The following is a 26,772-nucleotide window of genomic DNA, read 5'->3' on the forward strand; positions in this document are numbered from 1 at the left end:
GACATTCCGCAGGTTAGTCAGCAAATCAAATAATATTTCTGGCAGGGCGCGCCAAGAAATCTGAGGATATTCAGCCGTTCAGGTGAGAGGTTGGAAACCTGAGGTTGCTCATTGAGCCAAGCCAGGTGAATTGCCTGAAACTTCTGAAAAATCCACCGTAAGGACGGCGTTTGAGTCGGTCGCTTGCGTTGGTCGAGAAGGGTTTCATTCGCCTGGTCCAAGGCGTGTCTCACCTGCCGTTGAGCTAAAGTGTACACCATCAGGGACAATCCCATGATGATCGCCAAAGCTACAATGCGTTCAGGTGTTTTGAGAAAAACACTGGAGGTAAAAAACAAGGGATCCTTGAGAATATCGAAGCCTTGTTCAGAGACCGATTGCCCTTTGTAATCGGAGAGAATGATTTCGTCAGTCAAGGTGTCATCATCGATGACATTGGTCGCCAAAATGAAGCGTCCTGCCTTTCGCTTTGCCTGATGAATAGCAGCGTCATCGGCGACGATTTGAGCGGTAATTTGATACGTGACTTGGGTGGGTGTCGCCCCTGTTTTCGGGCGTCCTGACTGGGCATAGTGGTGCTGTTCGACCACGTCTAACTGGCTCAAACAGTGATAGGGCCAGCGGGTGGCTAACGTTTCAGCTTGACGGCGAGCATCGGCGGCACAATTAAACTCAATGGTCTGTTGACGACGCAGTTGTTTTGTTGCCTTGATGAGTTGTTTGGCAACCTGTTTATCCACCTGTTGGCAATCCGTCTCGACCCGTGTCTGATTCTCGACCACGACCCACCCTTGTCGAATTCCCCCATAGGTTGTGCACACACGAGCCAATCGATAGCCGTCCCGTTCACTTGCCACAAAGGCCTCTGGATCGATCTCAGTAACCACCGATTGGGCGGCGGATAGCGTTAACGGGACACGGGTAATCCAACGCAGTGCCCCCAAAATGGCTAAGTTATCGGCACTGTATAAGGCACTGTCAGCCACCAAGATTCCCTCGACACTCCAGTGCTCTGCAAACGTCTTTAATCGGTCTGCAAACACCGCTTTGTCGGATTGATTGCCACTGGCGACCTCAAACGCTAAGGGGACTCCCCCATCATTCGTACAGATTGTCTCCACTACAAACTGTTTTAAGTCAGGTCGGTGGTCTTTCGAATACCCATGGGTGATTTCAATGCAACCCGGCTCTTTGTTCGCGCTTTCATACGCCCCATGCACACTCAGGCTACTACTATCAAGATGATAACGACGGCTATCTAAGCCAAAGGCTTGATAGGCTGCCATCGAGACGACACTGAACAATTTGCTGGGTCCATAGGCCCACACTTTGTCGAGTAATCGACCCAAGTAATCATCATTCAGATGGGAGGGCGCAATCCCCTCGCCAAGCAGATGCTCCGTTGCTTTGCCCACAAAAAATTCTTCATACAGATACAACGGTGCACTCACAAAGCCTAATCCATTCAGAATCATGGCTTTGATCCCTTGTCCCGGACTCACCTTTTGCTGCACATGGGTCCCTAGACAATCATTCACCAGCGCTTCGAGTCCGATTTGGTCTACAATCCCTGCAATGATGCCTAAGTGATCAATATCCTCGACGCGCATCTTCTTTAAGCGGCTCTGCAAAAATGTTACCGCTTAAATTACCTGATTTTCAAACCTAACCTGCGGAATGCGCGCTTATAGCCATGCACACTCTTGGTTGTTCGTTTCCGTCGTATTCGTCGCTTTTCCAGTAGTCCCAATTCTCTCATTAATCGGCTGATACGTTTGTGATTAACACGCCATCCCTCTCGCTGTAATTGTTTAGTAATCCGTCGATACCCATAGGTGGGATACCGTCCCGCCACATCAATGATCGCTTTTTTTAGTTCCTCTTCTTGCGTTTGTTTGTCTGATGTTGACCGATAGTAATAACGACTCCGACTGTAGCCAATGACATCACAGATGACCTGGATTGGATACTCGCCTTTCAACTGCTCTATCATGGTTCGTTTCCGCTCAGATTCCACATGTCTGAAGCTTTTTTTGCCACCGCTAACTCCATCGTTAACCGACCCACCATTCGTTCCAATTCGGCTATTCGTTCGGCTGATTCATTTCCTCCTCCTTTGCCTCCAAACGCTAAATGCGCTTGTTTAAGAAATTCATTACGCCAACGATTGATCACTGACGTATGGACGTTATGGGCTCGACTGGCTTCGCTCACACTCCGTTGGCCGCTGACGATCTCCAGCACCACGTTTGCCTTAAATTCGCTACTGTAGTTTCTTGGCTTGCTGGCCATATTCCTTCCCCCTATTGGACTCTAGCTTACGCTCTCTCAGTCCTGTCCTAATTTTGGGGGTCACTACAGGGGATCGTTGGACTACCTCAGTTAAACCTTCAGGTGCTTATCCAGAGGACATTTGCGAGAAAACTGCACCTAATCAGTAGGCTATGCTCTATCTCGAACTAGTTTTTTGCCAGCCTCCAAATCGCCATCGCAAAAATAGAAATGAACTCAGTAGCAGAGTAAATAGGATTGCGGCGCTCCATCCACCAAAGATACCTACTCCTAATTGTGGCAGAAAATCAACCAGCCCTTCTCCTTGCTCAAATGTCAGGATATGAGTGAGTGGCACAAAGCCCAACCAACTCAATAGAACAGCAAACAGACTCGGCACCTTGACGTCGCCGGTACCTTGAAGGCAAAAGGCGCTGCCAATATTCAATGCATTAAAAGCGTTGTAGACAACGGCTAGCCAGAGTAATGTCTGGCTCAGTTGAATAACGGCTTCAACGTGGGCATCAGTCGTCGTGACGAATAGGGGTACTAGCCACTGCCCGTTAAAGGCAAGTAAGACATTCACTGAAATCGAGTACAGCACACATAAGGCGATCGCTATATTGCCTAATCGCTTTGCCCAGCGGCGATTACCTGCTCCAATTGACTGTCCGACCAAGGTTGTTCCTGCCTGCGCGATACCTAGCGTTGGCATGTAGGCCGTCGAGGTCAGCATCATGACAACCTGGGTAGCAGCCCCTGGTACGACACCAAGCTTGACCTGCATGATTTGAAAGAAGGCAATCCCGGTTAAATCGGCGGTCATAAGAAACCCGAGTGGAAGACCTACCGCAAAAAGATAGCGAATCGCTTGCCACTGGGGCTTCCAAATCCGATGAGATTGGAAGTCTTGACGAATCTCACGGCTGAGAAAAACCCAGAGAAAAAGCACCATGCCAGCCATGAGCGAAAGGGTTGTCGCCCATGCGGCCCCAGCCATTCCCATTCCCAACTGAAACATCAAGCTCTCATTCAAAACCACGTTGAGGAGGGCAATGGCGATCGATACCCACAGCGTAATCGTAGTTCTACCAACGCCATTGAAGAAGGCGGTCAATCCTAAATTTATAATTGCGATTGTCAAGCCCAAGAGACGGGGTATCCAGTAGTCGATGGCTAGCTGCTCAACGACTGGAGAGAATTGAAACAGCTTAAGCAACTCAACTCCTGAAATAGCCAGTAGAACGAACAGTGGGGTGAGCAAGAGTGCACCCCAAAATCCGGCCCCAACCGCTTGGGCGGCCTGGTGATATTTACCCTCTCCATAGGCTTGAGCCACTAAAGTTTGTACATACATGCCGACCCCACCAAACAGGACGAACAGTACCAGGATAAGAAAGTACAGCGCCCCCATTGCAGCGATCGCATCGGTCGAGAGGCGTCCAATAAACCAAGAGTCTGTAAGGTTCAGAACAGCTTGAACCCCGTTACTGAGAAACAGTGGAAACGCAAGAAGCAAAATGCCTCGATAATCCACACGACGTTTGCCTCGCCAGTCAACTTTTGCGACAGGGAGGAGTGATTCCGTTTGATAAGCCATCGTAAAGCCCGCCTTTCCCTTGTCGCTACCAAGTTGTTGTCATCTGGCGAATTAAGTCATGAGTTTTAGCTAGAGACTGCCGACGAGAATCTTCTCTTTCGTTTGAGTTTGCAGCACGAATAAACGTGATGTCGATCACGCCAATAAGTCCCAAAACCGCACGCAGATAAGGTTCTTGGAAACCATAGCTGACGAGGTCTGTGCCAGCGGCATAGCTACTTCCTCTCTCTCTTAGGCTAGAGTCGCGATGCAAAATATGTGACATGTGCAACTCGTTCCTTGAACGATATTTCAGCAGATACCTAGGAGTATGCAGTGGGTTAAGTCTTGATATCTTGCAGCTTTCTCCGATTTTTTGCACATTCTCACTAATGGTTGATAACGATTTTGGGGTCACTTCAGTCTCTACACAATCGCGTCATTTACCCTGTTCCTTGGACATCTAGGTTTCGTTGTGTTGTGCCAACTTACCTGGGAATCCAGGCCTTCTATGACGTTTCTTTACCCTTCGGGAAGTCTTACGCCTACGTCGGCTCGCAGATTTGCCGCTGGCTTCCTTCAGACCCGCCCTCGCGAGAGCGCCCTTGCCTTAAGCTAGTAGTACTCGTCTCTCGGCTCCTATGACTTTCGAGCATTTGGGCAGGCCTCCTACAGGGGACTTTCACCCCATTAGTTCACGCCCATGCCGAGCGTACACAATTCACTTGGAACGGACTGACGAAAGAGCCTGCTAGATTGCAAAGGTAATTTGCAGCCGCTCAAGCGAACCGTTATCTACGGTGCTGCCGACTATCACTGAACTCCTACAGTGTGCCATTACAGAAATATTAAAGTGATCTGACAAGCAACAGACTGAGAGTGCAGTTTGGCTCTAAGCTGAAAAACAAAACGACTTGGCATCTCGCAGCTTCTTGGTTAACTACTCGCAACTTGAGTTTTCATTCGCTATAATCGGAAAAATCTAAATAAACCTTGACCACATCCAGACCTAGTCGTTTGACCTACGGGAAAAACTTAAGTTTTCAAACTAGATGTGGTCTAACCCCAACAAAGGCATTGATGGGAAAGAGTAATTTTTGTGTCGGTGTAGAGCGAGTCAGGGATGGTGTAAGCCTGACCATACGGCAAAAATGAATATCCTCCCTGAGCCGCCCTCCAAAAGAAGGATCGCTCGCGATCGCATTCGAGTAGACAGGGCCGTGGCCTGCACGTTATAGCAGGAGGCTCTTCCCATTTGGGAGCAGCTGCAAAGACCGACGTTGCAAAGCGTTGGCAAAATTGGGTGGTACCGCGCTCACCTCAGCGCCCCAATGTGGAGGAATAGGGTTTGGCGATTGCCGACTTTATAACGGCTCTATACCCACAGGGAGTGCGGTAATCATGTTTCACGATGTTGAAAAAACGCCCAGTTTCTCCAGCCTGGAGCAGACGGTTATAGCTTTTTGGAAAGCGCACCATATCTTCCAAAAGTCGGTAGATAAACCAGCCCCCCAAGGCAATTTTGTATTTTACGAAGGCCCACCCACCGCCAATGGTAAACCGGGTGTGCACCATGTCATCTCTCGGGCCTATAAAGACCTGTTTGTTCGCTACAAAACCATGCAAGGTCATCGTGTTGTCCGCAAGGGCGGCGCGTACGCGGTCTGCGCCACTGTTTCCAGTAACACATCCGGATGCGCCGTCGCAACCAGCCGTCTAGCTCTGGTATCGGGTGATAATATTGTGAAATGCCAAAATAACCCATCCAGCCTCACAGATACTGGTTTATGCGCTCTAGGCGGTAGTCCATTGAGACTCTCCAACTGCGGGCTGTTAATCCCTTCAGTCGGTGTTTGAAGTCCGCAAAGGCTTTGTCGGACCAATACACTCGAATCCCTCGAAATTGAAACCCGAGATATTCCAATGCATGGACGTTCACCACCTGAGACTTTTGCCGGTTCACCTTCAGCCTCAGCGTTTGGGTGAGATATCGGCTGACGTTAGCCATCACTCGCTTGCCTGCTCGTACACTTCTGACCAGGATTACCAGGTCATCCATGTAGCGGACAAAGCGGTGGCTTCGTGTCTCCAGTTCCTTGTCAAGGTCATCCAACAATATGTTAGAAAGCAACGGTGAAAGCGGTGATCCCTGAGGGGTACCCCAGTCTGTTGCCTGGATGATGCCATCCACCATTACACCTGCTCGCAGATAACGGCCTATCAGTTTCAAGAGCACTTTGTTGTGCACTTTCCGTGACACCCGAGCCATCAGAACGTCGTGCTGGACCGTGTCGAAAAATTTCTCCAAGTCCAAATCTACGGCGATGCGATATCCCGCTTTGAGGTAGCCTTTTATCTGCTTGATTGCTCCATGAGCAGAGCGCTGTGGACGACTCCCAAAACTTGACTCTGAAAAGCCAGGATCAAAGATTGGCGTTAGCACCTGAAGAATGGCTTGCTGGATCACCCGTTCTACGACACAAGGGACCCCTAATAATCTTTCGCCTCGTCCGCCGGGCTTGGGTATGACTACCCGTCGCACGGGTTGAGGACAATAACTGCCATCCAACAGAGATTGGCGAATAGTGGGCCAGTGGTCTCGGGCATAGGCCGGAAAGTCTTCCAAGGACATCCCGTCACTGCCGGGCGCTCCTTTGTTCGACTTCACCCGTTTCCATGCCTTCAACAGATTGGCTTTCTCCACTACCTGCGCCATCAAGTTCATGTCTAAGGCTGGCTGCATATCCGTGCGCCAAACCGTATCTCCCCTGGGCTGGTTCATTGATACGTCTGAGTCCGTCCTTAAAGGGTGACAACGTAGCTATAAAGTCTGTTCCATAAGGGATAGAGCGAGAAATCCACGCTGAAAATAGAGCCGTTTATGAGGCTTGAGTGCAATCAATCTGAAGGCCCATTCAGACCATATTTCCATGGCAACTATCCACCGATGTCCATACAGACCCAAGCTAAAATCACTTTGATGGGGAATCTTAGTTGAGTAGTTTTTGATACATCCAGCATACTCATCTATCCGTAATTCTTGCATCCGTTGACCGTGCATCGTGGCAAGACTATAGGCCAGCACAATCAACACCACCAAGGCTAGAAAACGTCGGTCGTTCACCTTGGTATCTTCCAGGTGATACCCTCCGGTTTTGCAATCTTTGAAAAATTGTTCAATCCCCCACCGACATCGGTAAACCGCTAAAGTTTGTTTGAGAGTTGGGAGATTTGTCAGGATATACCAGGGGGCTTTCGGTCCCGTCTTGCGGTACTTACGTTTCCAATAAACAGCCAGATTAAAGGGACCTAATCCATCTCCTTTGTTCCCTCTAATGCCAACATAAAATTTAGACATCCCAGGCTTAAATCCTTGGTCTTTGAGAACTTGGTATTCGCCATCAGGATGGTGTTGAAAATGGAAGTCTTTTTTCTGACGCAGGGCAAAGTATACCCTTTTTTGGTCCAACCATTCGGCTAATTTGGGACTATGAAATTCTCGGTCTCCTATCACCAATGTTGGATAGGGTTTCAATAATTTTAGAGCGATTTTTAAGACTCGTTTTTGGGTCCTCAGATTACTGTTGCCTACATGGTCTAATAGCTCCCAATAGAGCGGTAATGCATGAGTCCCCCATACCAGGGTCACCATAAACAGATTACGTCCTTTCCATTGGGTTCGGTCTATCGCAATCAACCAATACCCATACTTCTGATGGGTCTTTTTTTTAGCTGACGACGCTGCTCTCGATTGAGACGATGCCCGGTTTGAGCTTGTCGAATCCAATATTTGAGCAACGGAAACCACAACACTTTAAGGCTCAAACGAGGCAGGACTAAAAACCGTTGCAGGTTCCGTTTTCGACTCGCATATTTGATCGGTTGAGGAAATAGACTGGCTAAGGCTCCAAGAGTGACCTGACGATGCGCTTGTATCAAAAGTAACACTAATTCCAGCGTTAGATACTGCTGCTCGTTCAGATGCTTACGGCAAATCGTTTGGTATACTTGAGGCAACATTTTATTTTTTGTGGGGGATCCATAGTCCCCTATTTTTTTGCCGTTTTATTTTCCCAAATCTTTGCCAACTATAGGCTTGCAAAATCACACTCACTTCGGGCTCTTGGCGACTTTTGGTGATCCGAATGGGATGGCAAACCGTAAATAGGGATTGGCCTTCACGTGCATCCCATCATGGACTTTCTACAGCATCTACTCCCTGACTCATCAGCCTTAGCCCTGAAACACTGGGATTTAGATACCCAAACCCATCGGTTCATCGTTACAGTAGAATCCACTCAGGTGATTGCCCATTGCCCATTGTGCCAAGCTCCCACTGGACGGGTTCATAGTCGTTATCAACGAACGCTCAGGGATTTACCCTTGGTTCAGTTCAGCCTGACTCTCTTGTTAGAGGTGTGTAAGTTTTTCTGTCTCAATGACACCTGTCAGCGACGGATCTTTACTGAGCGCATACCCAGTGTTGTCGCCCCTTGGGCTAGGCGTACGACTCGTTACACAGACCATCTAATCGCCATAGGATTAGAATTGGCTGGGTCAGCCGCCGCTAGATTAAGTTACAGAGTAGGCTACGCCTATAGCCGAAATACCTTTCTGCGCCTTCTCTCCAGCTTGCCGCTACCCGAGGTGATTACCCCTAGGAGTCTGGGCGTAGATGATTTTGCGTTCCGTAAAGGTCGGCTTTGGTGCGTGAATATTTTGGTAGACAGATCGGTCCTCTAGGATATCGATCTTAGGCTTCAATAGGATAGCTATCGGGCATTCCTAAGTGGGTGAACTGATTGAGAATAGAACATTCCAACAGTAATTCTGTCGTTTGATTTTCAATCCCTCGTGCAGACACCTCACCTGTGAACATAGTTTTGAGTCGATACATCATGGTTTCACTCAAAGACCGTCGATGATAGTTTATCTCTTCTTTCCAGGTAGACCGTCCCTGTTTGCGAATCGCTCGTAAGTTTTCATCTCGTGGATGCGGGGCCTGTTTGCGATTGCCATGAAACCAAATTTTGGCATCTTTGCGAGGGGGAATCGCTGCCGTTGCATCACGCTCATCAATGGCGTCATAGCAGTAGGTGCGGTCATACGCCCCATCGGCACTCACTTGGTCAATCTCATCGGGAATTTGGTCGAGGATGTCCGGGAGTATCTCGCCATCAGTGATGGCGTTCGAAGTCACTACGGCAGCCAGAATCTCTCCGGTTTGCTCATCGACACCCAAATGGAGTTTGAGCCAAGTGCGACGTTTGCTCACCCCATGCTGCCGGGTTTTCCATTCCCCGTCTCCGTACACTTTAATGCCCGTACTATCAACCACCACATGACGACTGCCAGAGGTCGGCTGAATCGGTAAATCAATCGGTAATGTCTGTTGACGACGTGACAATGTTGTATGCACCGGTAAGTCTACCGATACATCCATCAGTTCAAAGATAGACCCTGCAAAGCCAATGGTTTGACGTAAGGCCAGTCCATAGAGCACTTTGAAGGTCAAGAGTGTTTGGATGGCTAAATCGCTATAGTCTTTCGATGCCCCTGGTTTACCAGTCTTTTGAGTGTTTTTCCACTCGGCAATCACCTCATCACTGAGCCATAACGTCAGACTTCCTCGCTTTACCAGAGCAGCGTTATACTCAGACCAGTTGCGGAGTTTGTAGGTGCGTTTCATCGGTACCGTGTTTGTGTGGTAACTACACTTTACCGGCACCTACGGCTCCGCAACTTCTTTATTCACGCACCAAAGCCGTAAAGGTCATCACTATGGAACTATCTTGGTGGATCTCGAAACACACCATCCCATTGCTTTGTTACCAGACCGGACAGCAGAAACCTTAGCCGCATGGTTAGAAGAGCACCCTGGTATTGAAATCTTGTCACGGGACCGTTCCAAGACGTACAAGCGTGGGATGACTCAGGGAGCTCCCGATGCCATTCAGGTGGCAGATCGCTTTCATCTGTTACACAATCTTGAAGAGACTCTAGAAAAGGCTCTGAAGAGTCACTCAAAAATCCTCAAACAGATTGAACAAGAACAGCTTCAATCCGAAGGAGCTACGGTGTCTGAAGTTTCGACATCACAGAATTCAACTCCCCAAACAGCCCAACAACAGAAAACGGCCCAAAAGCGAGCTGAACGCCTCGAAAACTATGAGCAGGTCCACAGCTTACGGAAGCAAGGATACAAGGTCAAAGATATTGCCTATCATCTAGGGATGGGTGAGCGTACGGTGTATACCTATCTATCGCATGAGACGTTTCCGGAATGGCAGCCATCCAGCCGAAAACGCAGGAGTATTTTAGACCCCTACAAGTCATATCTCATCGATCAATGGAACCAAGGACGTCAGCACACCAAACAGCTCTTTAAGGCAATTCAAGAAAAGGGCTATTCAGGGACCTACGAAACTCTTGCACGCTATACCCATACGCTACGGTCAGCTCAAACTCAGCTAAGCCCCAACCCTGACTCATTAAAGGACTTGCCTGGTCGAGGTCCGGCCCCAAAGGTCACCATCAAGTCCCAGAAACCGTTAAGTGCTCGGCGAGCGGCTTGGTTAGTTCTCCAGAAACCGGACTCGTTGACAGATAAACAAAAAACGCTCCTGGAACGCCTTAGTCAACGATCTGAACTATTGGAGCTCATAAGGCTCACTCAGGACTTTATCATCCTTGTCCGACAGCGACTTCCTGCGCAGTTAGATAACTGGTTAGAAAAAGCTAAGAATACTACAGTGAAAGCATTTCAGAGCTTTGCCAAAGGATTGGACGAAGATTATGATGCGGTCAAAGCTGGCGTTACATTAGAGGTTAGCAATGGCCCCGTTGAAGGCCAAAATAATCGATTAAAAATGCTGAAACGACAAATGTTTGGACGGGCAGAGCTAGACCTATTGGCTAAGCGACTAATTTTAACAAACAGATAGTCTTCTGGGGCGATGGTTCAGGCTAGGGTAGCGCGATCACCAAAAGTCGCCAAGAGCCCAATGTAATTGTCGTCTAATACCTGAGATTTCTATTGAGTTTTCAGCAAACCCTAAGTACTCAAGGCACTGTCCAAACGTTGATGGTGATAGGCAATACTTTAGCTGGGTAACTCTTTAAGGCGGGAAATAAATACAGCTTTCAGGTGTGTATAAATAAACACCTCAGTCAAAGACCAGAAAAAGAGCTCTGCAGCAATGCTCAGAGCCATGTATCGTACCCATGCAAAGTAAAGTTGGGAACGATGTCTCTTACTATACGAGAGCGCAGTCAAAAAGTCGCCGATTGTATCAAAACGAATGCAAAGCAAGGGATAGAGTCGATAGCAACCACCCTTGGCATCAGCAAAAGTAGTGTGCATCGTCATCATCAGGCCATTGCACGTCGCAACCAGCATCCGGAATCAGGTTTGTGGGAAACTGCGGCTGGGACTGCCTGGCTATTACGTCTGGTGGTGGGGGTGATCTATCACTTTGGCATTAAGCACGGGGTAGGAGCCGAGAGCCTATCGGAGTTCTTCAAAGCCGTTCACCTCGATACCCATGTGGGGAGTTCTGCGAGTGCGCTACGTCAACTCAAACACCGTCTCTATGAGGCCATAATGGCCTACGAAACGGCGCAAGCCGAGCAGTGCCAACCGGTCAACAAACCTGGCATCTGTCTCGGAGGGGATGAAACCTTTTTTGGCCTGCCGATTCTGGTGCTGGTGGAGTTAGCCAGTGGGTTCATTTTTACAGAAGTGGAATGTGAGAACCGCCGTTATGACACTTGGCTCAAACAGACTGAGACCTGGTGGCATCAGACCCAATGGCAGTGTCACTTTATGGTCAGTGATGGAGCTCGTGCCTTGGTCAAACTAGCGCTCTGCGGTCTGGGAACAGCCAGTGTGGCGGATCTATTCCATGCGATGCGGGCGCTCGGACGTCCTATCGGCAGTGCTCTGGGACGTCAACTCGCTCAGCTTGAAAAACAAGTAGACACCCTTCACCACCAATTAGGCCAAACAACAGACAAGGCCAAGCAACAGGTCTTGTCTTCGCAGCTAGAGTCCCTCTCTCACCAACACCAACAGCTTGAACAAGATCAACACATTTACCATCAGGCCTTGGCAGACATTAGCCAAGCGGTCCATCCCTTCACGCTCGACACGGCCCAATGGCAATTCTTCGACGGCTTAACCACACAACTGACCGTTCCCTTGAGCACCTTGAGCAAGTTGACTTGTCTCTATGGGGGCGATACGGCTCAAAAAGCGATTGCCACCTTTCAAGCTCAGATCCCCCATTTTGCCACGGGGATTCATGCCTGGTGGCAGTGGGTGATCCAGGCCTTAGCCACTGAAACTCAGGAGGTTGACCTCCAAAATTGGGTACTGACAGCCTTGTTGCCCTGGGTCTACTGGTTACAACAAGCTGATAAAACTCGACAGCCTCACCTCAAATCTCGCTATCAACAGGCCGCTAGCGATGCCTATGATCAGCTCATGGCCCAGACGATGACCCTACAGATGGATGCCCCTCAACACCAACACTGGGTGCAGTGGTGTCAGTGGATGTGTGCAAAGTATCAACGCACCTCCTCTGCTGTCGAAGGGCGCAATGGCTATTTGTCGCAGCGCCATCATGTCAACCGAGGCTTTTCTCATCAGTCGTTGAAGGTGCTTACCATTATTCACAATTTCGACCTGAAACGACCCGATGGCACCACCGCCGCACAACGACTCTTTAGACAGCCTTTTCCGGACCTATTTGAATGGATTCTCAGTACGATTGATGAGCTGCCAATGCCTAGACGGTCATATAAAGCACATCAGATACAACCGTTACACGCAGAACTTTTCCCGGCTTAAGTTGTTACCCCATAAGAACCTTGTCCTCCTGAATCATCTACTTTGCGATTTGACTTGAGTGGGCAGTAATAGACTTTATCAAGCGATTCGATGAGTAACAACAACGCCTTGGCCGCATACCAACTGTCCATCAGGACGGCATGAAAAGGTAATTGCTTGTGATACACGAGATTTATTAGTATCTCGCTAACATGGTCAAGTTTACTCTTGCCATCGCCATCGGGGTCATAGATTCGGTAATCAATCAACCAGAACTGATCGGTGTTGGGATTGACATAGATGCAGCTGACCACACCGATGCCTTTAATCACTTGTTTGGCATTACCACTGTATTGTCGACGCACCAAATCAATCGAGAACGAATGCCGTTTGTCGAGAACCGTGTCGTCAAAGAGCACATAGCCATAGATATCTGCCTCGACTTGCGATTGTGTGTTCTCCCAGACCAATCGAGGGGTAATGCGTTCTCGTTTTAAGTATCGATTAATGGTGTCATGGGTCCAGGCTTCGCTATGGTCAGCAAAATTGGTCAGCGTATAGTTCACTTGGCTGATCAGGAGATATTGGCAGTCATCAAGTCGGCTGAACGGTTTCCTCATGCCCTTGATCTTATCGATTTCCCCTGCATTAAGCTATGACTAACTTCCTTTTTCTGATCTGCTTTGCGTAAGTCCTATTGAAGATGAAGACAAGTGTTTAGAAGGGAATCGGTTAGCCCCTGAGTCTGTGTTAGAAGGTGCGGCGTTTATGGATGATTGTCAAAATGTGTCAGGTCAATTTTGGAAAATAATTCCGGCTGATGGTGATTATTTTAAGTTGACAACGATGTTCCTTGAAGGTGAAGGTAAGTGTCTTGAGGGAAATCGTCTGGCCCCTGACTCTGTGCGCGCATTCCGCAGGTTAGGTTTGAAAATCAGGTAATTTAAGCGGTAACGTTTTTGCAGAGCCGCTTAAAGAAGATGCGTGTCGAGGATATTGATCACTTAGGCATCATTGCAGGGATTGTAGACCAAATCGGACTCGAAGCGCTGGTGAATGGTTGTCTAGGGACCCATGTGCAGCAAAAGGTGAGTCCGGGACAAGGGATCAAAGCCATGATTCTGAATGGATTAGGCTTTGTGAGTGCACCGTTGTATCTGTATGAAGAATTTTTTGTGGGCAAAGCAACGGAGCATCTGCTTGGCGAGGGGATTGCGCCCTCCCATCTGAATGATGATTACTTGGGTCGATTACTCGACAAAGTGTGGGCCTATGGACCCAGCAAATTGTTCAGTGTCGTCTCGATGGCAGCCTATCAAGCCTTTGGCTTAGATAGCCGTCGTTATCATCTTGATAGTAGTAGCCTGAGTGTGCATGGGGCGTATGAAAGCGCGAACAAAGAGCCGGGTTGCATTGAAATCACCCATGGGTATTCGAAAGACCACCGACCTGACTTAAAACAGTTTGTAGTGGAGACAATCTGTACGAATGATGGGGGAGTCCCCTTAGCGTTTGAGGTCGCCAGTGGCAATCAATCCGACAAAGCGGTGTTTGCAGACCGATTAAAGACGTTTGCAGAGCACTGGAGTGTCGAGGGAATCTTGGTGGCTGACAGTGCCTTATACAGTGCCGATAACTTAGCCATTTTGGGGGCACTGCGTTGGATTACCCGTGTCCCGTTAACGCTATCCGCCGCCCAATCGGTGGTTACTGAGATCGATCCAGAGGCCTTTGTGGCAAGTGAACGGGACGGCTATCGATTGGCTCGTGTGTGCACAACCTATGGGGGAATTCGACAAGGGTGGGTCGTGGTCGAGAATCAGACACGGGTCGAGACGGATTGCCAACAGGTGGATAAACAGGTTGCCAAACACCTCGTCAAGGCAACAAAACAACTGCGTCGTCAACAGACCATTGAGTTTAATTGTGCCGCCGATGCTCGCCGCCAGGCCGAGGCCCTAGCGACCCGCTGGCCCTATCACTGTTTGAGCCAGTTAGACGTGGTCGAACAGCACCACTATGCCCAGTCAGGACGCCCGAAAACAGGGGCGACACCTACCCACACCACCTATCGAATTACCGCTCAAATCGTCGCCGATGACGCTGCTATTCATCAGGCAAAGCGAAAGGCAGGACGCTTCATTTTGGCGACCAATGTCATCGATGATGACACCTTGACTGACGAAATCATTCTCTCCGATTACAAAGGGCAATCGGTCTCTGAACAAGGCTTCGGTATGCTCAAGGATCCCTTGTTTTTTACCTCCAGTGTTTTTCTCAAAACACCTGAACGCATTGTAGCTTTGGCGACCATCATGGGATTGTCCCTGATGGTGTACACTTTAGCTCAACGGCAGGTGAGACACGCCTTGGATCAGGCGAATGAAACCCTTCTCGACCAACGCAAGCGACCGACTCAAACGCCGTCCTTACGGTGGATTTTTCAGAAGTTTCAGGCAATTCACCTGGCTTGGCTCAATGAGCAACCTCAGGTTTCCAACCTCTCACCTGAACGGCTGAATATCCTCAGATTTCTTGGCGCGCCCTGCCAGAAATATTATTTGATTTGCTGACTAACCTGCGGAATGTCCGTCTGTGTTAGGGGGGGCTGCCTTTATGGATACTTGTCAAAACGTGTCGGGCCAGCTGTGGAAGAAGATCCCGGTTGGCGATGGTTATTTTAGGCTAACAACCATGTTTTTGGAGAATCAGAATAAATGTCTTGAGGGGAATCGGTTAGCCCCTGAGTCTGTGTTAGAAGGCGGAGCCTTTATGGATGATTGTCAAAATGTGTCGGGCCAGCTGTGGCGGATGGAGGAGTAAGGGGATGGGGTGGGTTAACCGCTGCTGCTGTTAGACAAGCAGGTGGGTAAATACAGGGGGCGGTCAATGGCGATAACTATTCAGGGGTATTTACCCATCCTCCAACTCTACAACCCGGAATCTCTTACCTTATAATCAATCTCCTCCACCGGCAGATTCTCGCCATCGCCATCGCCATACCGCAACTGCAACCGCCGCTCCTTGGCATACTCCACCAGCTGACCACCATACTTGTCAGCCTCGGTCCCCAACCCCTGGATCTGGATCTTGCCATTAAACACCGTTGCCCGTGCCAGATAAATCACCAGATCATCCCGCGAAGGGCGATTGACCGTCACACTGGCCGTCAAGTGCGCCACCCCCCGCTCATCTAACTCCTGGGGTAATGCCATGGCCGTATTCCGAATTCCCCGCACCGCCACAATTGCCGACGCAACGGCCATGGTAATATCCACCCCATCATCCGTAAAAATCTTATTATTCGAGAGATACTGAAAATTACGTTCCCGCAGATCATCTCGAATGCGGCGATGGATCAGATTATCTGGATGATACTGTTTCAGCGCTCCCACAATCGCCCCGCAGGCTGCCCGAGGTTCACGCCAGGGAGACTCACGAGTGACGCCATACATCTGGTTTTCACCATCCCGCAAACGACCCACGTGGGTTTTAAGATCAATCGCCACCAGCGATATGGACTGCGGATTACCTGCATACACCCGCTGCTTTAGCTGTTCATCTAACTCATGGGCCACCGTCACATGGGCCAATGTCGCCCCATTATCTGTACCCCCGCCAGCTGGGAAAAATGCCTCTAGTTTTAGCTCGCCAATTTCTGACAGCGTTGCAAACCGGGAGGCAACCACGTCACGATAGCGTTTGGTTGCCTCCCCCTGGTGGATGCGATCGCCACAGTTGGTATAGGCCAATGTCGTCACCACACTGGGCAAATTCATGTCCGCCCCGCAGGCCTTAATATCCGTTGGACTCGCCGCTGCAAACTGGAGTTCATCTCTCAAAATTTGCAATCCTTTGATCAGGGCGTAGCGATCGCTAACAATTTCATTAAGATAGTTGTGGTACGCATTACGCTCCATGCCAAAGCTAGCGCCAAGCTTCCAAAAATTGTCTACTCGACGCTGGGTGGCTGCTACATCAAACGGGGTGGTCATGGTCGTTATCTCTCTCGCTGGCCAAGGTTAAACACATCAAAGGGGATGACATCTGAATCAGGCTTGCGCGTATCAAAGTAGTAGCTGGTGATGGTTCCCAAACCCGTGTCTAAAATACTGAAAGCCGTAATATCATTACTGGCAATATAGGGCATTGGATTGTCAAACTCATCTGTTAGGGGCTTCAGGGTGGGCATGATGGGAATTAACCCATTGGGGTCACCAGTGGCAACATAGGTTTCTTTAAAGCGGCTGTCTTGGGGCACCGGTCTCGGCCTGGCCTCCGTGTGAGCGTGATAGGTATTACCCACATTAGAAGACTCTAAAAAGTGCATACCGCTGTCGCCTTTAAAGCGGTTCCAAATATGAGAGTGCCCATAAAACACCAAATCGGTTCCGGCCTCGTCTAATAGCGGTACCAGATATTTAATGATGTGATCCTCTTCTTTGGGATACTCATAGCGAATACCGGTGAGATTCCCTTCATCGCCATAGTCGTAGACAGGAACCGGAGTGGTAAATGCAGGTACTACATTATCCCCCAAGGTGTGGGCTGGATGGTGCAGCATAACAATCTTGTACTTAGCCTGCTGGAACTCGTCACTGGCCAGTTCTGCCTGTAGCCATTCATACTGGGGGCTGCCAGGTTCAATGCTTTCAAAAATCATTTGACCATGGCCCCAGTTTTGAGGGTTACCCAAATCAACGGCCCGTTCCTGGTAGCGCCCCCGAGTTTCATCATCCACCTTAAACATGCGCCAAATCTGGGTCACATAGAGAGACACCAGACGTACATCGCCAAAGGTGGTGGCGTAGTATCGTTGGGTCTGACCATTATCACGTTGGGCTTTGGGGAGAGAGAAAATCTCGTTGTAGGTATCGATGTTAAAAGAATTTTCTTTAAGCCAGTGTCTTTCTACAGCCTCATTTTCGGTGGGGTTAAAGATAGCTTTGTGTTGATCGTACAGGTCTTTAGCGGCATTCCAGGGAACAGGATCGTTGAACTGTTTATTTAAAGCAGTTGTGGTGCTGTAGCGCCCCATGACTTCATGGTTGCCCACGGCTGTAAATAGGGGCGCATTTTGAATGATTTTCCCCCCTTTGTAGACAGTGCCTTCTTCGTTTTCATCGTTGATCAGGTTATAGCTGGCTCGTCCCTGCAAGCAGGGGAAGAACGCACCCCCACGGGCATCATCAAACCACTCGGAAGCGCGGTCGGGTATGTTCACCAGGTCGCCTGCCAGGAATACACCATCCACCTGGCCAATGGTTTCTTCTACTTTTTGTAGGTTGGCGGCGGTCATCGGCATCAGCTGATGATCGGACGTGAGCAGGATTTTAAGGGGCTCACCTGCCGGTGGTAAAGCCCTGAGGGAGAATTGATCGCTTTGAACAGTGGTGCCATCGTCCGTGGTGCTAGCAACTGCATAGGGAACGGGTAGACCAGGGCGTAATCCACTGATTTCAGCCTCGTGTCGCCAAATGGGGCGTTGAGTAACGGCCTCATAGGGCTCAGCGGTTTTAGATTCGGCATCCTCACGGGTGCGGCTAAGCTGGGTGGTGTCGGCAAAGACCGTCTGATCGCCAGGGCCGTACATGACTTTGTGGTCGCTACCTGCAAATTCGGTAAACCAGACTACGCGTATCGATGACTCTGTTGGAGATTGTAAAAATGGGTCTGTGAGCAGGGTGACTTGGGGGGGCATGGATAATGGCTGTTGAAGGGGCACTATCGGTCGGTTGGTCAACTGTACAAATAGCACCACGCCCAGGGAGAAAAATAGTCCCAAGGCTACTAAGGTTCCGGTTTTGGTTTTTCCGGTTTTGGCTGAGGCCATAGAACGTTCCTGTGGGTTCCCTAACCTATGTCAGGGGGTAGGTATGCAACTCAAGTCTAGATAGTAGCCAATTAGTGCCCCAGATCTGAGTGACTAACGTCAATGCAATTTAATGGGGGCTAATTTACCCTTGTACAAATACTATGTAAGCGTTAGATTTACCCCAATTCAAAAATTGTCTAACGGTGTATCTATTTCTAACGTCTGCAAGGAATGATAGATAGGTAAAGTGTTTGGAGAATTAACGTCTGCTTTTGCTGGGCTGACCTTTTAATCACGCTTTAATTCTGATGGCGCATGGGCATAGTTGACGGTTATTACAGCAATCTTTTATGACCAAGTTTCGCTTACCAAAATTGAATAGTTGGGTAACGACCTTGGTGCTGGCCTCCATTGGTTTGCATGGCCTGGTGCTGGCCCTACCGATGCCAAATCTGATTGAAGAAAAACCGGACGTACCTGAAGAAACTGAACCAGAGGTCATTCAAGTGGTGACATTGCCAAAATTGGCACGCACGCCTGGTTCGTCTAAGCCGCCTTTACCTGAGCCTCCACCGGAAGAACCGCTCCCGGTGGAGGAGCCAGTTGATGAGATGGTTCTGGCGAATCCGGAGATCTTAGAAGAGTTGGAAGAGATTGAACCGGAGCTGGATGACTTCAGTGAGTGGGAGGAGGAACCAGGTTTCGATGAGGAGCTATTGGATGAGGGTGATGGTGGAGATGAAGCCCCCCCTGAGCTAACTCTGGATGAACGTATTGCCAGCCTAGATAGCTACACTGATTTTGATGACACCCAAATTGGCAATACCCCTGTCCTGACGCAACTGGGCAAGATGGCGGAGCAGGGTTTTTTGCCTACACCGCTACGGGATTTAGAGCGAGCGTTATCTGAAGTTGAGGTACCCCTGCAGGAGTGTTTAGAAAATCCCCCCGGTACCTCAGTGAGTTTTATGGTTGAGGTGGGTCCTGATGGCAGCTTAATCCGTGACCCGAAACCGTTGAATAGTTCTGGTTACCAGGTGTTGGATGAAAAAGCGCTGGAGATTGCCCGCGATGCGGACTACGCTGCTTATCACGCGATGGGCAAAACAAAAGCCTATTCCTTTAATATCGAAATTGACTATGAGGCCTGTAATTTGGCCTCTAATTTAGCCTATACCAAGGCGACCAGCTAAGGCGGGGCTTAGGGGTAATAGGGTGGCCAGCATCAGGAATAAAATCAGCAATGCCAGGGCGGCACGGGTATCGTCCGGTTCACTAATGTCGTCAAGGCAGGGGCGTTCTTCACCGCGCTGCAAAAACAAAATTAGGGCTCCCCAATAGAGGGCAAGGGGATTCGCCAGGGCCACAAAAATTAGCAGGATGAGGGTAACGGCTGTGGCTCGTCCGGCAATCTTGCGACCATAAATGGCTTGAACAATACGGCCACCATCAATACGTCCGGCAGGCATCACGTTTAGCGCCGTAATGACCAGCCCCAGCCACCCCATCAGCACCAGGGGGTCAACGTCTATCAGATCGTTGTTTTGTAGGGTATCGCCAAGAATTGTACGGGCCAGGGTGCCAACTAGTACCGATTCTTGAAAAAAGTCTACCGGTAGCTGATAGAGGCTACCGGGATGGGAAAGCCCTAGACCCACTAGCAGCATTGCCAGGGATAATAGGCCACTGGCTGCTGGTCCGGCAAAGGCAATGTCGAACAGCACGGTGCGATTGGGTAGCACCGACTCAAACCGAGTCAGGGCACCAAAGCTACCTAGCTGCCAGGCGGGCAGGGCAAAGGGCGGACTGAGTTTGATGTTGTAACGTTTGGCTTGCCAGCGATGGCCGATTTCATGGATGGCCAAAATGGCGAAGATGGCGAGGGCAGTGGGTAATACCTCTGGCCAGCGGCCTGGTTGCTCAAACAGGTCAAAGTCCTTGAGTAGGGCTCCGGTTTCCAAGCTGGTGATAAATGTTGCGATCGCAAGCGCCACTGCCAACCCCTTTTGACGGATGTCAGCGGGTTTGGGATCTGTCTTGCTGGGCAGCGCAATGATGGCAGGTCGGTCTTCGGGGCCGTTAATTAAAAACAGCCGATACCGATCGTCCTCAAACTGGTTTTTCAGCTGAGCATTGAGGGCATTGATTGTCGTTTCAGCCTCGCCCCGCAGGTTGCCTTTAAAGAAAACACCGGCTTGATAGGGAACCGTCTCCGTTCTAAAGAAGGTATCGACGCCAAAAATAGATTCAATGGCCGCTAGATCCTCTGCTGGGATCGCTGGAGGCGTTTGGGGTGAGGCAGTTGCCTCAGGGGCACCGCTCTCGTCACTCTCCGTCTTAGGGCTCGTGGGGGATTCCCTACCTGCCTCCAGGTCTGGCTCGACCACGACGTCTACCGTCGGCAGGGGTTCGTTTTGGGAGACTGTAATGGGATCTTTAGCCTGGGCCTGACCTTCAGGGGCTGCTTTGGCCAGGGTTCTTAACTGCCGTCCTAAATATATGTAGATGGCAGTTGAAACCATCACAGCGACCAGGACCCAGGCAATGTTGAGATAGATGCCAAAGGTAAACAGTCCAAAAAATATGAGCCAAGGTAGCATCAGCACCACTGACTGTAACCAGGCGAAAATGCCCAACTTGCCGTCAGGACGGGCTCTGATAAATCCCCAAATGAGAATGCCAACTGCGGCTACTAAAATTAGAACCGTTATCATTGCGCAGAAAAACCGACAACACCATTAAAACTCTGCTGATAGTTTAAGGGTAGACGTCCCTTTCAGGTTAAACTCAACACCGCGAAGCTTTCTGCCAATTTATGTTATATGAGCGCCCAAGAGCCATTTGATCATGCTGCGACGCCAGCAGACTTGATGCCTCAGACTCCGAGGGCATCAGAGCGGTTTACCGTTGATTACAATCCAGACCCTGATTTTGCATCCATTGGGGATTTGCACCATGAGGAGATGGCAACGTTGCCCCTGAGCTCGCCCATGAAAGTGTCAGTGCAGTTATTGATTGCGATCGCATCCACCCTGATCACCTTTATTGGTCTGGTACTCGATAGCTTCTGGCTAATTTCGTTTGGCTCTTTAATCGCGTTAGCGATTTCGATCCGGTTGGCGATGCCCACCTTGCGGGCAGTGGTCAACGACCTATCTCCAGAGCAACGATCGTTAATTGTCGCCACCCCTGGCTTAATTCTCGGCGTCTACGGCTTGATGCAAGTCAGTGGGATCAACCTGCGACTATTGCAGTGGGGGGCCACCCTCAACTGGAATGCCATTGGAGCCCTCGGTGATTTTTTGGGGGCCTTAGGACAAATATTTATCGCGATTTTGGCGCTCTATGTCGCTTGGCGACAGTTTATTATTTCCCGCGATCTAACCACTCAGCAGAATTTAATTACCCAGCAGCAAACCATTGATGCTTATTTCCAGGGCATTTCAGAACTGGTCCTGGATGATGAAGGCTTACTTGAAGACTGGCCCCAGGAACGCATCATTGCTGAAGCTCGAACGGCAGCTATTTTGGGCGGTATCGATGGCGATGGTAAAGCTAAAGTTCTACGGTTTTTGTCGCGCTCTAAACTACTCACCCCCCTAGCCCGTGATCAGCGGTTGGGACGCCCGATTTTAGATGGCTCTGGCGGCTACGCTGAGGATCGCCTTAATGGTGTACGGGTGATTGATATTGGCGTGATGCTGGCAGCGGCAGATATTTCCGGCAATGATCTACGTTGGGTAGACCTGAGCGGCATTAATTTAATCCGCGCCGACCTATCCCAATGCGAGTTAGTCCGCACCGATCTAACCCGCACGGTGTTATGTGACGCAGACTTATCTGGGGCCGATCTTATGGGCACCCGCTTCTTTCATGGCCCCCCCGAAACCGCCACACCTCGTACCCGTAACGATACACCTAACTATGAAACCGGCGAGTTTACCGGAGCTGTGGTAGAAGGCATGGATCTATCCAATGCCCAGCGCCTATCTGAAACCCAACGCTGCTATCTATGCACCTGGAGCGGTAGTAAAACTCGGGCTACTATTCCAGGTGGCTGTCGGGATATTCCAAATCGGTTGGGTAGATAGGGGAAGTCGGGAATAAGGAATCGGGTTACGCATACCTGCTTGTATAAAAAGTTCTTGTAAGGTTGAGCCAAGTCCAGTGTGATTTATCTATCAATCACATTAGGTTTGGGTAAATTGAAACTAGCCAGACCTGTTCCTGTTGGCTAATTGTTAGCTTATCTATTGCCCTTCTTCTAATCGTCCATGGTTGCCAAGAAACTTAAGAAGCGCTCCAAAAAACGTTCTCGCTCGGCTGCGCCAGAACAAACGGCAGAACCCACCCTCACTCGCAAGGAGCAACGGGCAAAAGAGAGGGAAGTGGCAAAGGCTCGTTCTCAGCTGATTCAGTTTACGGTGCTGGCCTGTGTCGCATCGGGTTTAGTGGGTCTTTTGCTGGGCGTCATGGTGGAGCCCACCTTAGGCATAGCCGCCACAGCCAGTTTGCTATGTCTCAGTTTGTCCTTTAAGTATCAGCGATACGCCCTCTACGCATTTATCATCTATATCCCCTTTTCAGGGACGGTGACCTACATGCTGGGGGGCAATTCCTTATTACAGCTTGCCAAGGATGCTTTTTACGTACCTGCCTTGATTGGTGTGATTCAGATGTGCCGTAGAAAGCGTCAGAAGATTTTATTGCCGGAGGCATTACAACTGCCGTTGGTGCTGGTACTGGCGATTGTCATCCTCAATATTTTGCTGATTAATCTACCTCAGCAGCTCCAGGCACCTGGGGATGAAATGCCTCTGATGATGGGCATCCTGGGTCTGAAAATTTTGCTGGGATACCTACCTGTTATCACCTGCATTTACTATTTGATACGCACGTCGGAAGATCTATACTTTTTGCTACGTATCCAGGCCGTGTTAGTGCTCGTGTCCTGTGCTCTCGGGTTTGTTCAGTACCTGATGCTCAAAACCGGTGTTTGTGCTGGCACAGAGGGGATTGGAGCCCAAGGCGTAGACCTGTTTAAGGCGTCTTTGCGGTCCCGCTGCTTTGTGGGAGGCTCCCTGTTGTACAGCCCATCCCAAGGTCAGATTCGATTGCCGGGTACTTTTGTGGCCCCCTGGCAATGGGGTTGGTTTTTAATTTCCAGTGCATTTTTTAGCTTTGGTACGGCCTTTAATGATCGATCTCCCTTCTGGCGATTAATCGGCATCATTTCCCTGATCACCGTATTCGTTATGTCGGTGATCTCTGGCCAGCGGATTGCCTTATTTTTGGTTCCCATTGTCGTTGGGGTGTTGAGTGTCCTAACGGGGCAGGTGGCTAACCTTAAACGCTTTGTGCCGATTGGTGTGATCCTGGGGCTGATTTTAGTGGGGCTGACGATTCGTAACCCAGAGTTAATGCAGGAACGTATCGATAGCTTTGAGGATCGATGGAATGCCTCTCCACCCCATGAATTTGTGATGCAGCAGTTTGCTGAGGTCATGGAGGCCCAAGAAGGCATCTTAGGTAACGGCGTAGCTAGGGCTACCAACGGGGCACGTTTGTTTGGCAAAGTACGTCTGGTGGAAACGTATCATCCTAAGCTGCTCTATGAGCTGGGGCCTCTAGGGTTGCTGTTTGTGGTGATGCTCTATACGGCTCTGACCATTGCTACGTTTAAGGCTTATCGGAAAACAAGGGATAAGAACCTGCGGGGATATGCTGCCTCCATGTGGGTGTTTGTGCTCTTTATTAGCTTCTTTCCCTACTACTATCCTTTGGATGTGGACCCGGTATCGGTTTATTACTGGCTGGCAGCCGGGATCGCCTTGAAGATTCCTACCCTGGATAAGCAGGAGCGGGAATTGGCCAATCCCAGGAAGAAGAAGCGGTTGCGATCGCAGAAAAAAACAGCCCTAAAATCAGCTGACGTTGAGGAACCCCAACCCGTTTAAGACGATTCCTTCAAATAACTATGGATACGGATCTATTTATTTCAGTTGTCATTCCCACCTACGGCAGAGAAGCCGTTCTCTGTAGCACTATTGAAAATGTATTAGAGCAAACCTATCCAGCCTTTGAGGTGATTATTGTTGACCAGACCCAGACCCATGAGTCAGCAACAACAGCATTCCTCAATGCCATAAAAACAGATCCTAAAGTAACGCTGTACACCGTTGATTGGGCCAGTTTACCAGCTGCGCGAAACTATGCGATTGAGCGTTGTCATGGGGATATCATTCTGTTTTTAGATGATGATGTGGAATTGCCCCCAGGCTTTTTAGCAGCCCATGGGCAAAACTATAAAACCCGGTCTGACATCGGTGCCGTGGCCGGGCGTGTGTTTGATCGCATGAAGTTGGCAGAATCCAATGCCGCCAAGCAGATTGAAACCCTGCCGCCGGAGGCCATGGATCCCGGTATTGCCTGGTACTACATTGATTTAGTCCATACCGTGAACCCGCAGCAGGTATTGACAGCACGGGGCTGTAACATGTCCTTTCGACGAGACGTGTTTGCAAACCACGGATTACGGTTTGATGAGCGTTTCCAGGGCAGTGCCGTGCGGGAAGAGTCGGATTTTTGCCTGCGTTTTCGACGCACACAGCTAAAGATTTGGTACGACCCAGAGGCCAATTTGATCCATTTGGGAGAAGAGACCGGTGGCTGCCACGATATCAGCACCCGCTCCCTTAAATACCAGCTGACCTTTTATCACAACCATTTTTTAATGGCATTAAAGAACCTGACACCATGGCAGTTGCTGCGACTGTCGGGACGTTTATTTGACTGCCATGTTCTGGGCAATCCCCCCTGTAATAAGAGCGGGTCGCCCATTAAAATTGTCACCCGGTTTGGTTTTTACACCCTAGGTTTTATCCAGGCCTGCTGGACCTTAGCAACCACCTTTAACAGTAAGGGGCGGTTGTTTAGCCTACCGGCCCAGACTATGCCCCAGCCCACCCACCCCAACAATACCTCCACCAGGGTCGTTACTGGCTAATACTGGAGTACGGCAGACATCATCATCCAACCCATGAAAGTTTTAGTTGCCAGCCACAGCTACATTGTTGACCTAAACTGCGAGAAACTGCGGGAATTAGCCCACATGGGCCATGAGGTCACGGTAGTGGTACCAAAACGTTGGAATCCGGGAGGAGTACAAAATCGCATTGTTGAACCTGAACCGCGTCAAGAAGGCTCATTTCGCATAGTCCCCATCGCCAACTTTAGCCAGAACAATCAAGGTCTGCTGAGTTTTGGCTGGGGCATTGTTGACCTCCTGAAAACATTTAAGCCTGACATTATTCAAGTGGAGCAGGGGTCCAAATCTTTGGGCTATGCAGAATTGATCACCTTAAATCGTCTCCTGGGGGGTAACGCCAAAACTCTCTTTTTCACCTGGTGGAATCTGCCCTATGAGGTGAAATTTCCCCTCTCTCTGCTAGAGGGCTATAACCTGCGGCACACCGATGGCCTGGTGGTGGGCAACCAGGACGGAGCCAATATCTTAAAAGACCATGGCTACCATGGTCCGGTGCGGGTAATGCCGCAATTGGGGGTGGATGAAGGACTGTTTTGTCCGAAAGAACAGCCACAGCTACGACAAACGTTAGCGATTCCTGACCATGACTTTATCGTCGGATTTGTCGGTCGCTTTGTCCCTGAAAAGGGCCTTGTTACCCTATTCAAAGCATTAGAGACCCTAGTTAATTTATCCTGGACCCTGGTGTTACTGGGGCGTGGTCCCTTAAAGGAAGCGTTACAGAATCAAGCACAAGCCCTTGGCATTGCTGAGCGCATCCGTTGGATTGAAAGCGTCCCCCACGATCAGGTGCCCGACTATATAAACCTGATGGATACGCTGGTGCTACCTTCAGAAACCACCTATGAGTTCAAAACCCTGACCTCCGTGGGGTGGAAAGAGCAGTTTGGCCATGTATTAATCGAAGCCATGGCCTGTCAGGTGCCGGTGATCGGCTCTGATTCTGGAGAAATCCCCTATGTCATTGATGACAGTGGCTTAGTTTTTCCAGAAGGTGACCCCATGGCCTTGGCCGATCGACTCAGTCAGCTGATGCAACACCCTGAACAGCAGCAGGCCCTGGGGAAAAAGGGCTACGACAGAGCCATGAAACACTATACAAATAAGGCCCTAGCAACAGAGCTACTGGCATTTTATGAAGCGCTACTAACAGCTTAGTAACGCCTTTTCAGACATGATCAATGTGCCTCCACTCCTTACTCACCATTTCCCCAACATCATCGTCAAGT

The 26,772-nt window shown here is 49.7% G+C and carries 17 protein-coding genes, 6 pseudogenes and 1 other annotated feature; of the genes and pseudogenes, 11 read left to right on the forward strand and 12 right to left on the reverse strand.

From position 1 onward, the window contains the following. Window positions 1–17: 17 nt before the first annotated feature. The 5 genes from U2F10_RS07880 to U2F10_RS07900 all read right to left on the reverse strand — a co-directional run bounded on the left by U2F10_RS07880 (window position 18) and on the right by U2F10_RS07900 (window position 4,136). Window positions 18–1,631, reverse strand: a complete 1,614-nt coding sequence (locus tag U2F10_RS07880; RefSeq protein ID WP_499871627.1) for an IS1634 family transposase — start codon at window positions 1,629–1,631, stop codon at window positions 18–20. Between the two features lie 17 nt (window positions 1,632–1,648). After that, window positions 1,649–1,993, reverse strand: coding sequence for an IS3 family transposase (locus tag U2F10_RS07885; protein WP_499871629.1), 345 nt, complete (start codon window positions 1,991–1,993; stop codon window positions 1,649–1,651). After that, entirely contained in the window at window positions 1,990–2,292 is a 303-nt protein-coding gene (locus tag U2F10_RS07890) for a transposase (protein WP_499871630.1), read from the reverse strand. Before U2F10_RS07890 ends, U2F10_RS07885 begins: the two co-directional genes overlap by 4 nt. A gap of 157 nt (window positions 2,293–2,449) precedes the next feature. Then, window positions 2,450–3,871 carry an MATE family efflux transporter gene (locus tag U2F10_RS07895; protein ID WP_499057047.1) on the reverse strand — a complete coding sequence of 474 codons (1,422 nt, stop codon included), beginning with the start codon at window positions 3,869–3,871 and terminating at the stop codon, window positions 2,450–2,452. A gap of 25 nt (window positions 3,872–3,896) precedes the next feature. Then, window positions 3,897–4,136, reverse strand: coding sequence for a hypothetical protein (locus U2F10_RS07900; RefSeq protein WP_499871632.1), 240 nt, complete (start codon window positions 4,134–4,136; stop codon window positions 3,897–3,899). 782 nt (window positions 4,137–4,918) lie between these two features. Beyond that, window positions 4,919–5,184, forward strand: a binding site (T-box leader). 67 nt (window positions 5,185–5,251) lie between these two features. Here U2F10_RS07900 and U2F10_RS07905 point away from each other — a divergent pair. Further along, a pseudogene (locus U2F10_RS07905) lies at window positions 5,252–5,446 on the forward strand (class I tRNA ligase family protein); the annotation flags it as partial. Window positions 5,447–5,501: 55 nt separating this feature from the next. Here U2F10_RS07905 and ltrA read toward each other — a convergent pair. Both ltrA and U2F10_RS07915 read right to left on the reverse strand, forming a co-directional pair. Continuing rightward, window positions 5,502–6,632: pseudogene (gene ltrA, locus U2F10_RS07910) on the reverse strand (group II intron reverse transcriptase/maturase); the annotation flags it as partial. A 39-nt stretch (window positions 6,633–6,671) separates the two neighbouring features. Then, window positions 6,672–7,870, reverse strand: a pseudogene (locus U2F10_RS07915) (IS4 family transposase). A gap of 174 nt (window positions 7,871–8,044) precedes the next feature. On the opposite strand from U2F10_RS07915, the pseudogene U2F10_RS07920 reads away from it, so the two are divergent. After that, window positions 8,045–8,578, forward strand: a pseudogene (locus U2F10_RS07920) (transposase family protein); the annotation flags it as partial. A gap of 25 nt (window positions 8,579–8,603) precedes the next feature. Here the strand turns inward: U2F10_RS07920 and U2F10_RS07925 are convergent. Beyond that, window positions 8,604–9,539, reverse strand: coding sequence for an IS5 family transposase (locus U2F10_RS07925; RefSeq protein WP_499870216.1), 936 nt, complete (start codon window positions 9,537–9,539; stop codon window positions 8,604–8,606). A 76-nt stretch (window positions 9,540–9,615) separates the two neighbouring features. On the opposite strand from U2F10_RS07925, the pseudogene U2F10_RS07930 reads away from it, so the two are divergent. Together U2F10_RS07930 and U2F10_RS07935 are read left to right on the forward strand one after the other, a co-directional pair. Beyond that, window positions 9,616–10,794: pseudogene (locus U2F10_RS07930) on the forward strand (ISL3 family transposase); the annotation flags it as partial. A gap of 302 nt (window positions 10,795–11,096) precedes the next feature. After that, complete coding sequence (locus tag U2F10_RS07935; protein WP_499870936.1) at window positions 11,097–12,701, forward strand: DUF6399 domain-containing protein; 1,605 nt, start codon at window positions 11,097–11,099, stop codon at window positions 12,699–12,701. An 11-nt stretch (window positions 12,702–12,712) separates the two neighbouring features. On the opposite strand, the pseudogene U2F10_RS07940 reads toward U2F10_RS07935, so the two are convergent. Beyond that, a pseudogene (locus U2F10_RS07940) lies at window positions 12,713–13,300 on the reverse strand (IS701 family transposase); the annotation flags it as partial. A 339-nt stretch (window positions 13,301–13,639) separates the two neighbouring features. Between U2F10_RS07940 and U2F10_RS07945 the strand changes: the two are divergent. Together U2F10_RS07945 and U2F10_RS07950 are read left to right on the forward strand one after the other, a co-directional pair. After that, window positions 13,640–15,253, forward strand: a complete 1,614-nt coding sequence (locus tag U2F10_RS07945) for an IS1634 family transposase (protein ID WP_499871633.1) — start codon at window positions 13,640–13,642, stop codon at window positions 15,251–15,253. A 43-nt stretch (window positions 15,254–15,296) separates the two neighbouring features. After that, window positions 15,297–15,503, forward strand: a complete 207-nt coding sequence (locus U2F10_RS07950) for an RICIN domain-containing protein (RefSeq protein WP_499871634.1) — start codon at window positions 15,297–15,299, stop codon at window positions 15,501–15,503. Window positions 15,504–15,610: 107 nt separating this feature from the next. On the opposite strand, the gene U2F10_RS07955 is transcribed toward U2F10_RS07950, so the two are convergent. Both U2F10_RS07955 and U2F10_RS07960 read right to left on the reverse strand, forming a co-directional pair. Then, on the reverse strand, window positions 15,611–16,675 hold the full coding sequence (locus U2F10_RS07955; protein ID WP_163660279.1) for a hypothetical protein: 1,065 nt from the start codon (window positions 16,673–16,675) through the stop codon (window positions 15,611–15,613). A gap of 5 nt (window positions 16,676–16,680) precedes the next feature. After that, the gene (locus tag U2F10_RS07960) at window positions 16,681–18,513 is read right to left on the reverse strand and encodes a purple acid phosphatase family protein (RefSeq protein ID WP_499871635.1); all 1,833 of its coding nucleotides are present in this window, start codon (window positions 18,511–18,513) and stop codon (window positions 16,681–16,683) included. Window positions 18,514–18,845: 332 nt separating this feature from the next. Between U2F10_RS07960 and U2F10_RS07965 the strand changes: the two genes are divergently transcribed. Beyond that, window positions 18,846–19,688 (forward strand): energy transducer TonB, encoded by an 843-nt coding sequence (locus U2F10_RS07965; protein ID WP_499871636.1) that lies wholly within the window; start codon window positions 18,846–18,848, stop codon window positions 19,686–19,688. On the opposite strand, the gene U2F10_RS07970 is transcribed toward U2F10_RS07965, so the two are convergent. Further along, window positions 19,662–21,209 carry a site-2 protease family protein gene (locus U2F10_RS07970; protein ID WP_499871638.1) on the reverse strand — a complete coding sequence of 516 codons (1,548 nt, stop codon included), beginning with the start codon at window positions 21,207–21,209 and terminating at the stop codon, window positions 19,662–19,664. The genes U2F10_RS07965 and U2F10_RS07970 overlap by 27 nt on opposite strands. A 108-nt stretch (window positions 21,210–21,317) precedes the next feature. Between U2F10_RS07970 and U2F10_RS07975 the strand changes: the two genes are divergently transcribed. The 4 genes from U2F10_RS07975 (at window position 21,318) to hpsO (ending at window position 26,701) form a co-directional block, all read left to right on the forward strand. Continuing rightward, complete coding sequence (locus U2F10_RS07975) at window positions 21,318–22,586, forward strand: pentapeptide repeat-containing protein (RefSeq protein WP_163660271.1); 1,269 nt, start codon at window positions 21,318–21,320, stop codon at window positions 22,584–22,586. A 183-nt stretch (window positions 22,587–22,769) separates the two neighbouring features. Then, the gene (hpsL, locus tag U2F10_RS07980; RefSeq protein ID WP_163702384.1) at window positions 22,770–24,452 is read left to right on the forward strand and encodes a hormogonium polysaccharide biosynthesis protein HpsL; all 1,683 of its coding nucleotides are present in this window, start codon (window positions 22,770–22,772) and stop codon (window positions 24,450–24,452) included. 20 nt (window positions 24,453–24,472) lie between these two features. Beyond that, window positions 24,473–25,501: a hormogonium polysaccharide biosynthesis glycosyltransferase HpsN gene (gene hpsN, locus U2F10_RS07985; RefSeq protein ID WP_163660265.1), complete on the forward strand. Its 1,029-nt coding sequence runs from the start codon at window positions 24,473–24,475 to the stop codon at window positions 25,499–25,501. Window positions 25,502–25,534: 33 nt separating this feature from the next. Beyond that, on the forward strand, window positions 25,535–26,701 hold the full coding sequence (gene hpsO / locus U2F10_RS07990; RefSeq protein WP_499871639.1) for a hormogonium polysaccharide biosynthesis glycosyltransferase HpsO: 1,167 nt from the start codon (window positions 25,535–25,537) through the stop codon (window positions 26,699–26,701). The last annotated feature ends 71 nt before the right edge of the window (window positions 26,702–26,772 follow it).

Origin of the sequence: Leptothoe sp. EHU-05/26/07-4, from assembly GCF_043421015.1 — a bacterium.
GTDB lineage: Bacteria > Cyanobacteriota > Cyanobacteriia > Phormidesmidales > Phormidesmidaceae > Leptothoe > Leptothoe turfae.